Raw genomic sequence first — 12,516 nt, forward strand, 5'->3', positions numbered from 1 at the left:
CATTCGTTGCGTTCAACTTCTTGAGGAATGGATTCATGAGCATGTCCCTCGGTAAACGCATGGGGGCCGAACTGATCGGCACCTTCTGGCTGGTCCTTGGTGGCTGTGGCAGTGCGGTACTCGCAGCCAGTTCCCCTCTCGGCATCGGTGTGCTCGGTGTCGCCTTCGCCTTCGGCCTCACCGTACTGACCATGGCCTTTGCCATCGGCCATATCTCGGGTTGCCATCTAAACCCTGCCGTGTCGTTCGGGCTGGTGGTCGGCGGGCGCTTCCCGGCCAAAGAGCTGCTGCCTTATGTGATCGCCCAGGTGATCGGTGCCATCCTGGCGGCCGGGGTGATCTACCTCATCGCCAGTGGCAAGGCCGGGTTCGAGCTGTCTTCGGGGTTGGCTTCAAACGGCTACGCCGACCATTCGCCCGGTGGCTATACGCTGGGTGCAGGCTTTGTCAGTGAAGTGGTGATGACGGCGATGTTCCTGGTGGTCATCATGGGGGCGACCGACGCCCGCGCACCGGCAGGTTTTGCACCCATCGCCATCGGCCTGGCCCTTACCCTGATCCACCTGATCTCGATCCCGATCACCAATACTTCGGTCAACCCCGCGCGTAGCACGGGGCCGGCCTTGTTCGTCGGTGGCTGGGCCCTGCAGCAGCTGTGGCTGTTCTGGGTGGCGCCGCTGATCGGTGCTGCAATCGGCGGCGCGCTGTATCGGGGCCTGGCGAAAGAACCTTAGCGCTGGTGCACGCAGCGCCCGGCGGCGTAGGTTTCACGCACGGTACGGTCATCGCCCAGGGTAGTGAGCACGAACAAGGTTTCTTCGATGCTGTTGGACTGCTGGATGCGGTAGTCCAGCAGTGGTGTGGCCTTGTAGTCCAGCACCACGAAGTCGGCATCGTTGCCTGGGCGCAGGCTACCGATACGGTCGTCCAGGCGCAGTGCGCGGGCGCCGCCGAGGGTGGCCAGGTACAGCGATTTGTACGGATGCAGGCGCGCGCCTTGCAGCTGCATCACCTTGTATGCCTCGTTCAGGGTGTTAAGCAGAGAGAAGCTGGTGCCGGCGCCAACGTCGGTACCCAGGCCCACGTTGACCTTGAACCGCTCGGCCTGGGGCAGGTTGAACAGGCCACTGCCAAGGAACAGGTTGGAGGTGGGGCAGAAGGCCACGGCCGAGCCGGTTTCGGCCAGGCGCTGGCACTCGTCGTCGCACAGGTGCACGCCGTGGGCGAACACCGAGCGCTCGCCCAGCAGCTCGAAGTGGTCGTAGACGTCCAGGTAACCCTTCTGCTCGGGGAACAGCGACTTGACCCAGTCGATTTCCTTGAGGTTTTCCGACAGGTGCGTGTGCATGTACACGCCGGGGTGTTCCTTGAGCAGTTGGCCGGCCAGGGTCAACTGTTGTGGCGTGCTGGTCGGGGCGAAACGCGGGGTCACTGCATAGTGCAGGCGGCCTTTGCCGTGCCAGCGCTCGATCAGTGCCTTGCTTTCGGCATAGCCGGACTCGGCGGTGTCGGTCAGGTAGTCTGGGGCATTACGGTCCATCATCACTTTGCCGGCGATCAGGCGCAGGTCCAGGCGCTCGGCCTCTTCGAACAGGGCGTTGACCGATTCCGGGTGCACGCTGCCGAATACCAGCGCAGTGGTGGTGCCGTTGCGCAGCAGTTCCTTGAGGAAGATCTTCGCCACCTGGTCGGCGTGGCCTTTGTCGGCGAACTGCTTTTCGCACGGGAAGGTGTAGGTGTTCAGCCAGTCCAGCAACTGCTCGCCGTACGAACCGATCATGCCGGTCTGCGGGAAGTGGATGTGGGTATCGATGAACCCCGGGGTGATCAGCGCGTCCTGGTAGTGCTCGACCGGGATGCCGGCATCCAGCGTCGGCAGCAGTTCACTGGCGTGCCCAACGGCGCTGATGCGGCCATCGTCGACCACCAGCAGGCCGTCTTCGTAGTATTCATGGGAAGCCTCCAGGCCCACCTCGGCCGGGTCGGCAATGCTGTGCAGGATGGCGGCACGGTAGGCTTTACGGGTAACGGTCATAACACACTCGTCAAATGGCTTGGCTGCGGCGGGAGGGCGGCAGCAATTGGGCAATGGGGCCGCCATTGGCGGCAGCGTCGTGCTGGCCGAAGCAGGCGTTGTAAGTGGCAATGATTTCACCGGCGATAGACACGGCGATCTCGATGGGCAGCTTGCCCTTGACCTCGGCCAGGCCCATCGGGCAGCGCATGCGTGCCATGACGGCCTCGTCGAAGCCTCGCTCGCGCAGGCGGTGCTCGAACTTGACCCGTTTGGTCTTCGAGCCGATCAGGCCGAACCAGGTGAAATCGTTGCGCTTGAGAATGGCGGCGGTCAGTTCCAGGTCGAGCTGGTGGTTGTGGGTCATGACGATGCAGTAGCTGCCGGGCGGCAGGTCTGCGACTTCGTCGACCGGCTCTTCACTGACCACCTTGGTCACCCCGTTGGGGATGAGCTCGGGGAATTCCTGTTCACGCGAGTCGATCCAGCGCACCCGGCAGGGGAGCGCCGCGAGCAAGGGTACCAGAGCCCTGCCGACATGGCCCGCGCCGAACACGGCGATCTGAGCCTGCACGGCGGCCATGGGTTCGAACAGCAGCACGGTCACGCCGCCGCAGCACTGGCCCAGGCTGGCGCCGAGGCTGAAGCGCTCAAGGTGCGGCGTGGTGCGCTGCGCTTCGAGCATTTGCCGGGCGATGTGCAGCGCCTTGTATTCCAGGTGGCCGCCGCCGATGGTGTCGAACAGACCGCTGGCGCTGACCACCATCTTCGAGCCGGCATTGCGCGGTGTCGAGCCGCGTTCCTCGATGATGGTCACCAGCACGCAGGCTTCGCCACGGGACTGGTGGTCGGCGAGGGCGTTGATCCATTGGTGCATGATGCAGATCCTCTTCAGGTCAACGCGGTCCGCTTCTTTGTGGGAGCGGCCTTGTGTCGCGATAGGGGCGCGAAGCGACCCCAGAATATTTAAAGCAACATACATATTTGGGGCTGCTGCGCAGCCCTTTCGCGACACAAGGCCGCTCCCACAGAAAAAGCGGAGCGCGGCGTTACTGGGTGACGGTTTCCAGCTCCGGTTCTGCGGACTGAGTGGCAGCCACCGCCTTGCGCATCTGCTCACAGCCCCACAGCACCCGCTCCGGTGTTGCCGGCGCGTCCACCTGCGGCTGCACGCGGTAATCAGCCAGGCTGGCTACGGCATCCTTGATCGCGCACCAGGCGGCAATGCCCAGCATGAACGGCGGCTCGCCCACGGCCTTGGAGTGGAACACGGTGTCTTCCGGGTTCTTGCGGTTTTCCACCAGCTTCACCCGCAAGTCCAGTGGCATGTCGGCCACGGCCGGGATCTTGTAGCTGGCCGGGCCGTTGGTCATCAGCTTGCCTTTGGCGTTCCACACCAGCTCTTCGGTAGTCAGCCAGCCCATGCCCTGGATGAAACCGCCCTCTACCTGGCCGATGTCGATCGCAGGGTTCAGCGAATCGCCCACGTCGTGCAGGATGTCGGCGCGCAACATCTTGTATTCGCCGGTCAGCGTATCGACGATCACTTCCACGCATGCAGCGCCAAAGGCGAAGTAGTAGAACGGCCGGCCGCGTGCCTGGCTGCGGTCGTAGAAGATTTTCGGTGTGCGGTAGAACCCGGTGCTGGACAGCGACACCTGAGCGAAGTAAGCCTGCTGCACCAGTTGCTCAAAGCTGACGATCTGGTCGCGCACCCGCACATGGCCGTTACGGAATTCGACGTCTTCCTCGGTCACCTGATAATGCCGTGCGGCAAACTCGGTCAGGCGTTTCTTGAGGATTTCGGCCGCGTTCTGCGCCGCCTTGCCGTTCAGGTCGGCACCACTCGACGCTGCGGTTGGCGAGGTGTTGGGTACCTTGTCGGTGTTGGTGGCAGTGATCTGGATGCGGCTGAAGTCCACCTGGAAGATCTGCGCCACCACCTGGGCCACCTTGGTGTTCAGGCCCTGGCCCATTTCGGTGCCGCCGTGGTTCAGGTGAATGCTGCCGTCGGTGTAGATATGGATCAGTGCACCGGCCTGGTTGAGGAAGGTGGCGGTGAACGAAATGCCGAACTTGACCGGTGTCAGTGCCAGGCCTTTCTTCAGGATCGGGCTGTTGGCGTTGAAGCGGCGGATCGACTCGCGGCGTTCGGCGTAGTCGCTGCTGGCTTCCAGTTCGGCGGTCATCTCCTCGAGCATGTTGTGCTCGACGGTCTGGTAGTAGTGGGTGACGTTGCGTTCGGTCTTGCCGTAGTAGTTGGCCTTGCGCACGGCCAGTGGGTCGCGGCCCAGATGACGGGCGATATGGTCCATCACCTGCTCGATGGCGACCATACCCTGTGGGCCGCCAAAGCCGCGGTAGGCGGTGTTGGAGGCGGTGTTGGTCTTGCAGCGGTGGCCGTGGACGGTGGCGTCGCCCAGGTAGTAAGCGTTGTCGGAGTGGAACATGGCGCGGTCGACGATCGAACCGGACAGGTCGGGCGAATAGCCGCAATTGCCGGCCAGGTCGAAATTGATACCGTGCAGCCGGCCGTTGTCGTCGAAGCCCACGTCATACTCGACGTAAAACGGGTGGCGCTTGCCGGTCATGGTCATGTCTTCGACCCGCGGCAGGCGCATCTTGGTTGGCTGGCCGGTCAGGCGCGCGACTACCGCGCACAAGCATGCCGGGCTGGCGGCCTGGGTTTCCTTGCCGCCAAAACCGCCACCCATGCGGCGCATGTCCAGCACCACCTTGTTCATCGGCACGTCGAGCACTTCGGCGACCAGTTTCTGCACTTCGGTGGGGTTCTGCGTGGAGCAGTAGACGATCATGCCGCCGTCTTCGGTGGGCATGACCGAGGAAATCTGCGTTTCCAGGTAGAAGTGCTCCTGGCCGCCGATGTGCAGGGTGCCCTGAATGCGGTGCGGGGCGCTGGCCAGGGCGGCAGCCGAATCGCCGCGCTGGTGGGTGTGGCTGTCGAGCACGAAGTGCTTCTTGCGCAGTGCATCGACCACGTCCAGCACCGGCTCCAGGTCTTCGTACTCGACGATGGCGGCCATGGCCGCTTTACGTGCGGTTTCAAGATCGCGGGCAGCGACAGCGAGCACCGGCTGGCCGAAGAACTCGACCTTGTCGATGGCCAGCAATGGGTCGCCGGCCACCACCGGGCCGATGTCCTTCAGGCCGGGGATGTCTTCGTGGGTGATGGCAATGCGCACGCCCTCGAAGGCGTAGCACGGCGTGGTGTCGATGCGCAGGATGCGCGCATGGGCGCGGTCGGCGGTGCGGGCGTAGACGTGCAACTGGTTGGGGAATTCCAGGCGGTCGTCGATGTACACAGCCTCGCCGGATACATGCTTGTCGGCGCTGTCGTGCTTGACGCTGCGGCCGACCCCGGTGGTCAGGTCCTGGCTGAACAGTTCGGCCATCTCGGCCTGGCTTTTGGCTACGTGATGGTTAGACATAAGCGGTCACCCGGGTTTCGATGTGCGGCGTTTGCTGTTCGATGAAGTACTTGCGCAGCAGGTTCTGCGCGGTCAGCAGGCGGTATTCCTTGCTGGCGCGGAAGTCGCTGAGTGGGGTGAAGTCCTCCGCCAGGGCCTGGCAGGCGCGCTCGATGGCGGCCTGGTTCCACGGCTTGCCGCGCAACGCTGCCTCGCAGGCACGGGCGCGCTTGGGTATCGCCGCCATGCCGCCGAAGGCGATCCGCACACCGCTGACCACACCGTCTTCGATGCTCAGGTTGAAGGCTGCGCACACGGCCGAGATGTCGTCGTCCAGGCGTTTGGATACTTTATAGGCGCGGAACGCCCAGTCACTGGAGGCGCGCGGTACGATGATCTTCTCGATGAACTCGCTGTCCTGGCGAGCCGTGATGCGGTAGTCGATGAAGTAGTCTTCCAGTGGCATCACCCGTTGGCGTTCACCCTGGCGCAGCACCACCTGCGCGTCCAGGGCGATCAGCAGGGGTGGCGAGTCGCCGATTGGCGAGGCGTTGCCGATGTTGCCGCCGAGGGTGCCCTGGTTGCGTATCTGCAGCGAGGCAAAGCGGTGCAGCAGGGCGCCGAAGTCGGGATATTCCTCGTTAAGCGCGCCATAGCAGTCGGTGAGCGGGGTGGCGGCGCCGATTTCCAGGTGGCTGGCGGTTTTCTCGATGCGCTTGAGCTCGGCCACGTGGCCGACGTAGATCATCACGGGCAAGGTCTTGTGGAACTGGGTGACTTCCAGCGCCAGGTCGGTACCACCGGCCAGCAGCCGCGCTTCGGGGTGCGAGCTGTACAGGTCGGCCAGATCCGCCACGGTCAGCGGCACCAGGCAGCGCTTGTCGCCGCTGTTCAGCTCGCCGGTCTGCGTCGGGGCAATGGCCTTGAGGCGGCTGATGGTTTGCGCCTGCTGGGCATCGAACTGGTCGCGGCAGGGCTGGCGGCAGCTCTGCTCGGCGGCGTCGAGGATCGGCCGGTAACCGGTGCAGCGGCACAGGTTGCCAGCCAGGGCTTCCTGGGCCTGGTGCAGGTCAGGGCCGCTGCTGTTCTTTTGCAGGGCGAACAGCGACATGACAAAGCCGGGGGTGCAGAAGCCGCACTGCGATCCATGGCAATCGGCCATGGCCTGTTGCACGCTGTGCAGCTGGCCTTGGTGCTTGAGCCCCTCGACGCTGATCAGTTGCTTGCCGTGCAGCGACGACACAAAGGTCAGGCACGAATTGAGGCTGCGGTAGCGCAGGCTGTCGTTGCCTTGGTCGTCCTGGCTCAGTTCACCGACCACCACGGTGCACGCACCGCAGTCACCACTGGCGCAGCCCTCCTTTGTGCCGGGTTTGCCCAGGTGCTCGCGCAGGTACTGCAGCACTGTCATGTTAGGGTCCAGGGCGTGCTCACTACGCAGCTCCTGGTTGACGAGAAACTGGATCACGGGGATGGCCTCGCAATGGTTTTATTGTTGTTGGGCGGACTCTAAGCAAGACCTGTCTAGCAGGTCAATATTTTTCTGACTAAAAGGTCAAGAAAATGCACGTATCCATGCCCAGCCGCACACACTGCCTCTATTCCAAGCATAGATCGCGCCGGGCGCGTGGCTGTCTGAAAGGTCAAATAAACCACCTGGCCCCTCTGCGCGATTACCGCCCAAGTACGCTACAATTCGCCCCTTGTGCCCAGTTCAATGATTTTGAAGGAAAACCATGACGTTCAAGGCCCCGGACAGCCTCTCCGAGCAGATTGCCGATTACCTGGCCGAACGCATCATCCGCGGCGAGCTGGCGCCGGGCGAACGTATCCAGGAGCAGAAGGTTACCCAGGCGCTCAACGTCAGCCGCGGCTCGGTGCGCGAAGCACTGCTGATCCTCGAACGCCGCCATCTGGTGGCGATCCTGCCGCGACGTGGTGCCCATGTCACCGAACTGGACGAACGCAGCGTTCGTAGCCTGTGCTCGCTGATGGGCGAGTTCTACATCCTGCTGGGCAATGCGGTTGCGCAAAAATGGCGCACCGAAGCCGACCTGCGCCCGTTTCTGGAGATCCAGCAGCGGCTGCAGCGTGCCCATGACCAGCTCGACATCAAGACCTTCGTCGCCGACAGTTTTGCGGTCATGCGTGCGGCCTATCCGTTCGCCGACAACCCGTTCCTGCAGGAAACCGTGGAAAACCTGCAACCGGCCATGAGCCGTGCCTATTACCTGTCGCTGGACCAGCGCCAGGCCAACATGATCGACTATCTCGACCTGTTCGCCCGCCTGCTCGAAGCCGTGGTCTCCCGCGACCTGCCGCGCATTCGCGAGGTGCTCACCGCCTATGGCCAGCGCAGCTGCGAACTGGTGCTGGCGGCACTGGCCAGAGGCTGACCGATGCGCCTGAAGTGCATTCGCCTGGCCGGGTTCAAGTCGTTCGTCGATCCGACCACGGTCAACTTCCCCAGCAACATGGCGGCCGTGGTCGGCCCAAACGGCTGCGGCAAGTCCAATATCATCGACGCGGTGCGTTGGGTGATGGGCGAGAGTTCGGCGAAAAACCTGCGCGGCGAGTCGATGACCGACGTCATCTTCAACGGCTCCAGTGGCCGCAAGCCGGTCAGCCAGGCCAGTATCGAACTGGTGTTCGACAACAGCGAAACCACCCTGGTCGGCGAGTATGCCGCCTACGCCGAGATTTCGATCCGCCGCAAGGTTACCCGCGACGGGCAGAACAGCTATTACCTCAACGGCACCAAGTGCCGCCGGCGTGACATCACCGATATCTTCCTCGGGACGGGGCTGGGGCCGCGCAGCTACTCGATCATCGAGCAGGGCATGATCTCCAAGCTGATCGAGGCCAAGCCCGAGGAGCTGCGCAACTTCATCGAGGAAGCGGCGGGGATTTCCAAATACAAGGAGCGCCGCCGCGAAACCGAGAACCGCATCCGCCGCACCCAGGAAAACCTGGCGCGTCTGACCGACCTGCGCGAAGAGCTCGAGCGCCAGCTGGAGCGTCTGCATCGCCAGGCCCAGGCCGCCGAGAAGTACCGTGAGTACAAGGCTCAGGAGCGGCAGATGAAAGCGCGCCTGTCTGCCTTGCGCTGGCGAGGCCTGGACGAACAAGTCCGCCAGCGCGAATCGGTGATCGGCGACCAGGGCGTTTCTCACGAGGCGCTGGTGGCCGAGCAGCGCAATGCCGATGCCAGTATCGAACGCCTGCGCGACGGTCATCACGAACTGTCCGAACGCTTCAACCAGGTGCAGGGCCGTTTCTACTCGGTGGCCGGTGACATCGCCCGGGTCGAGCAGAGCATTCAGCACGGCCAGCAGCGCCTGCGCCAGTTGCAGGACGACTTCAAGGAAGCCGAGCGCACACGCCTGGAAACCGAATCGCACCTGGGGCACGACCGTACCTTGCTGGCAACCCTGAGCGAAGAGCTGGTCATGCTCGAACCCGAGCAGGAAATGACCCTGGCGGCTGCCGAGGAAGCCGCTGCCGCGCTTGAAGAGGCCGAGCTGGGCATGCACGGCTGGCAGGAGCAGTGGGACAGCTTCAACAGCCGCTCCGCCGAACCGCGCCGCCAGGCCGAAGTGCAGCAGGCGCGTCTGCTGCAGCTGGAAACCAGCCTTGAGCGCCAGGCCGAGCGCCAGCGCAAGTTGGTCGAGGAGCGCGAGCAACTGGGCAGCGACCCGCAGGATGCCGCCATGTTCGAACTGGCCGAGCAATTGGCCAGCAGCGAAATGCTGCTGGAAGAACTGCAGCTCTGCGAAGAGCAGGTGATCGAGCGCCTGGAAAGCGCGCGCGAGCAACTGCAGCAGGCCACCCGGGCGCAACAGCAGGCACAGGGCGACCTGCAGCGCCTGGGCGGGCGCCTGGCCTCGCTTGAAGCCTTGCAGCAGGCCGCCCTGGAGCCGGGCGCAGGTGCTGCGCAATGGCTGCACGGCCAAGGGCTGGAGCAACAGCCGCGGCTGGCCGAAGGCTTGCGGGTGGAGCCGGGTTGGGAGCTGGCGGTAGAGACGGTGCTTGGCGCCGATCTGCAGGCTGTGCTGGTGGACGATTTCAACGACCTCGATTTTGCGGGCCTGGAACAGGGTGAGCTGCGCTTGCTGCTGGCCGTCGGCGCGGGGGCGACGTTGCCCGGCAGCTTGCTGGAGAAGGTTGAGGGCCGTATCGACCTGGCGCCCTGGCTGGGCCAGGTCAGGCCTGTGGAAGACCTGGCTCAGGCACTGGAGCAGCGCGGGTCGCTCGGCGAAGGGCAGAGCCTGGTCAGTCGTGATGGCTACTGGGTCGGCCGGCACTTCCTGCGGGTACGCCGAGGTGGCGAGGCCGAAGGCGGCGTGCTGGCGCGCGGCCAGGAAATCGAACGCCTGGGCCAGGAACAACTGGAGCAGGAAGCGGCGCTGGAACAGCTCGATCAACAGTTGCAGGCGCTGCGCGAGCAGCAACTGGACCTGGAGGAGCAGCGCGAACAGTTGCGCCGCCGCACACAGGATGAAAACCGCCTGCACGGCGAGCTGAAGGCCAGTCTTTCGGCCAGCCGCGCGCGCGCCGAGCAGGTCGAGCTGCGCCGCCGCCGCCTGCACGAAGAGCTGGGCGAGCTGGAAGAGCAGCGCGCCCTGGAACACGAGCAACTGGGCGAAGCACGCCTGCTGCTGCAAGAGGCTCTGGAGCTCATGGCCCAGGACACCGAGCAGCGCGAACAGTTGAAGGCCCGCCGCGACACCCTGCGCGAAAGCCTTGACCGGGTGCGTCAGGAGGCCCGCCAGCACAAGGACCACGCTCACCAGCTGGCGGTGCGCCTGGGGTCGTTGCGTGCCCAGCACGACTCCACCCGCCAGGCGCTGGAGCGTCTGGAGCAGCAAGCTGCGCGCCTGACCGAGCGCCAGGAACAACTGAGCCTGAACCTGGAGGAGGGTGAAGCCCCGCAGGAAGAACTGCGCCTGAGACTGGAGGAGCTGCTGGAGCGGCGCATGAGCGTCGACGAGGAAATGCGCCTGGCTCGCCTGCACATGGACGAAGCTGACCGCGAACTGCGCGATGCCGAAAAACGCCGTACCCAGGCCGAGCAGCAGGCCCAGCTGCTGCGTGGTCAACTGGAGCAGTTGCGCCTGGAGTGCCAGGGCCTGGATGTGCGGCGCAAGACCCTGCAAGAGCAGTTGCTGGCCGACGGCTATGACCTGCAAGGCGTGCTCGCCACCCTGGAAACCGAGGCCAGCGAGCAGGGTACCGAACAGGAACTGGAGCAGCTTGAAGCGCGCATCCAGCGCCTGGGGGCGATCAACCTGGCGGCCATCGAAGAATACGAGCAGCAATCCGAGCGCAAACGATACCTGGACGCTCAGGACGCCGACCTGGTCGAAGCGCTGGAGACCCTCGAAAACGTCATCCGCAAGATCGACAAGGAAACCCGCAACCGCTTCAAGGATACCTTTGATCAGATAAATGCCGGATTACAGGCACTTTTCCCAAAAGTTTTCGGTGGTGGCAGCGCTTATCTGGAACTGACGGGCGAAGATCTACTCGATACAGGGGTAACGATCATGGCGCGACCGCCGGGCAAGAAGAACAGCACCATCCATCTGCTGTCCGGCGGCGAGAAGGCACTGACCGCTTTGGCGCTGGTGTTTGCCATCTTCAAGTTGAACCCCGCACCGTTCTGCATGCTCGACGAGGTCGATGCGCCGCTGGACGATGCCAACGTCGGGCGCTACGCGCGTCTGGTCAAGGAAATGAGTGAAAGCGTGCAGTTCATCTACATCACCCATAACAAGATTGCCATGGAGATGGCGGACCAATTGATGGGGGTGACCATGCATGAGCCGGGATGTTCACGCCTTGTTGCAGTTGATGTGGAGGCGGCCATGGCCATGGTCGACGCTTGATGCACGACGATAGGGGCACATTCTGCAGCGAAATGCCCCGCCGTGTGCGACAGACGGTGTAAAGTTGTCTTTGGTCGTGCTAGCTTAATGTCACTCGTTTTTTGCGTGGGTAAAACGCCTGTCAGAACATAGAGTTGGCGCCACGTGTTAAAGGGCTTTGAACCCTTTGTTTTCAAGCATATTTTTATAGAGGCACGGGATTACATGGAAATCGGTCTGCGCGAGTGGCTGATCCTCATCGGCATCATTGTTATCGCCGGGATTCTTTTCGACGGCTGGCGCCGCATGCGCGGCGGGAAAGGCAAGTTGAAATTCCGTCTGGATCGCAGTTATTCCAACCTGCCGGACGAAGAGGGTGGCAGTGCCGAAGTGCTCGGCCCGTCGCGAGTGCTCGATACCCACAAGGAGCCTGAGCTGGACGAAAGCGACTTGCCGTCGCTCAGCGCGTCTGCGCGTGATCGCGAGCGTGAGCCCAAGCCGGTCAAGGCCAGCAAGCGCGGCAAGCGTGCCAGTGCGGCTGCCGATGTACAGCAGGGTGACCTGAACCTGAGCGCCGAGCAGCGCGAGCCCGACCTGTTTGCCGACAGCGATGACGACTTTGCCGCCGACAACAACCGTAGCAGCGGCGCAGCGCCTGCCAGCAGCAGCGTCAAGGAGTTGCCACCCGCCGAAGAGGTGCTGGTCATCAGCGTGATCTCCCGCGACGAGGGTGGCTTCAAGGGCCCGGCGCTGCTGCAGAACATCCTGGAAAGCGGCTTGCGCTTCGGCGAAATGGACATCTTCCACCGCCACGAGAGCATGGCCGGTCACGGCGAGGTGCTGTTCTCGATGGCCAACGCAGTCAAGCCTGGCGTGTTCGACCTGGACGACATCGATCACTTCAGCACTCGCGCTGTGAGCTTCTTCCTCGGTTTGCCGGGCCCGCGTCATCCGAAGCAGGCTTTCGACGTGATGGTTGCCGCGGCACGCAAGCTGGCCCACGAACTGAACGGTGAGCTCAAGGATGACCAGCGCAGCGTGCTGACTGCCCAGACCATCGAGCACTACCGCCAGCGTATCGTCGAGTTCGAGCGCCGTGCGCTGACCCAGAAACGCTGACAGATCCAGACGAAAGAGCAGCCTGAGGGCGTGCTGGCCGGTTCGGGTATCGTCGTTGCCTGTGCCGGCCTCTTCGCGGGTAAACCCG

At 63.6% G+C, this 12,516-nt stretch carries 8 protein-coding genes; 4 read left to right on the plus strand and 4 right to left on the minus strand.

The window, feature by feature from the left end; genetic code table 11:
* Positions 1 to 35: 35 nt before the first annotated feature.
* A complete protein-coding gene (gene aqpZ, locus KW568_RS08555) occupies positions 36 to 734 on the plus strand; it encodes an aquaporin Z (RefSeq protein WP_033725980.1) in 699 nt (232 codons plus the stop codon).
* Here aqpZ and guaD read toward each other — a convergent pair.
* The 4 genes from guaD to xdhA all read right to left on the minus strand — a co-directional run bounded on the left by guaD (position 731) and on the right by xdhA (position 6,910).
* On the minus strand, positions 731 to 2,035 hold the full coding sequence (guaD, locus tag KW568_RS08560; RefSeq protein WP_003254322.1) for a guanine deaminase: 1,305 nt from the start codon (positions 2,033 to 2,035) through the stop codon (positions 731 to 733). The genes aqpZ and guaD overlap by 4 nt on opposite strands.
* A 10-nt stretch (positions 2,036 to 2,045) precedes the next feature.
* Complete coding sequence (gene xdhC / locus KW568_RS08565; RefSeq protein ID WP_004577062.1) at positions 2,046 to 2,891, minus strand: xanthine dehydrogenase accessory protein XdhC; 846 nt, start codon at positions 2,889 to 2,891, stop codon at positions 2,046 to 2,048.
* A gap of 172 nt (positions 2,892 to 3,063) precedes the next feature.
* A complete protein-coding gene (xdhB, locus tag KW568_RS08570; RefSeq protein WP_004577061.1) occupies positions 3,064 to 5,463 on the minus strand; it encodes a xanthine dehydrogenase molybdopterin binding subunit in 2,400 nt (799 codons plus the stop codon).
* Positions 5,456 to 6,910, minus strand: coding sequence for a xanthine dehydrogenase small subunit (gene xdhA / locus KW568_RS08575; protein WP_003254319.1), 1,455 nt, complete (start codon positions 6,908 to 6,910; stop codon positions 5,456 to 5,458). Before xdhA ends, xdhB begins: the two co-directional genes overlap by 8 nt.
* A gap of 268 nt (positions 6,911 to 7,178) precedes the next feature.
* On the opposite strand from xdhA, the gene KW568_RS08580 reads away from it, so the two are divergent.
* The 3 genes from KW568_RS08580 (at position 7,179) to zipA (ending at position 12,428) form a co-directional block, all read left to right on the plus strand.
* Complete coding sequence (locus tag KW568_RS08580) at positions 7,179 to 7,838, plus strand: GntR family transcriptional regulator (RefSeq protein ID WP_003254317.1); 660 nt, start codon at positions 7,179 to 7,181, stop codon at positions 7,836 to 7,838.
* A 3-nt stretch (positions 7,839 to 7,841) separates the two neighbouring features.
* Complete coding sequence (smc, locus tag KW568_RS08585; RefSeq protein ID WP_004577060.1) at positions 7,842 to 11,330, plus strand: chromosome segregation protein SMC; 3,489 nt, start codon at positions 7,842 to 7,844, stop codon at positions 11,328 to 11,330.
* A 204-nt stretch (positions 11,331 to 11,534) separates the two neighbouring features.
* Positions 11,535 to 12,428: a cell division protein ZipA gene (zipA, locus tag KW568_RS08590; RefSeq protein ID WP_003254313.1), complete on the plus strand. Its 894-nt coding sequence runs from the start codon at positions 11,535 to 11,537 to the stop codon at positions 12,426 to 12,428.
* Positions 12,429 to 12,516: the final 88 nt, after the last annotated feature.

Source organism: Pseudomonas sp. HD6515 (genome assembly GCF_024971855.1).
In the GTDB taxonomy this organism is placed as follows: domain Bacteria; phylum Pseudomonadota; class Gammaproteobacteria; order Pseudomonadales; family Pseudomonadaceae; genus Aquipseudomonas; species Aquipseudomonas alloputida.

Excerpts from the sequence above, each read along its gene's own strand:
- aqpZ (WP_033725980.1), top strand. The coding sequence starts at position 36 with ATGAGCATGTCCCTCGGTAAACGCATGGGGGCCGAACTGATCGGCACC.
- smc (WP_004577060.1), top strand. The coding sequence starts at position 7,842 with ATGCGCCTGAAGTGCATTCGCCTGGCCGGGTTCAAGTCGTTCGTCGAT.
- zipA (WP_003254313.1), top strand. The coding sequence starts at position 11,535 with ATGGAAATCGGTCTGCGCGAGTGGCTGATCCTCATCGGCATCATTGTT.
- KW568_RS08580 (WP_003254317.1), top strand. The coding sequence starts at position 7,179 with ATGACGTTCAAGGCCCCGGACAGCCTCTCCGAGCAGATTGCCGATTAC.
- xdhB (WP_004577061.1), bottom strand. The coding sequence starts at position 5,463 with ATGTCTAACCATCACGTAGCCAAAAGCCAGGCCGAGATGGCCGAACTG.
- guaD (WP_003254322.1), bottom strand. The coding sequence starts at position 2,035 with ATGACCGTTACCCGTAAAGCCTACCGTGCCGCCATCCTGCACAGCATT.
- xdhC (WP_004577062.1), bottom strand. The coding sequence starts at position 2,891 with ATGCACCAATGGATCAACGCCCTCGCCGACCACCAGTCCCGTGGCGAA.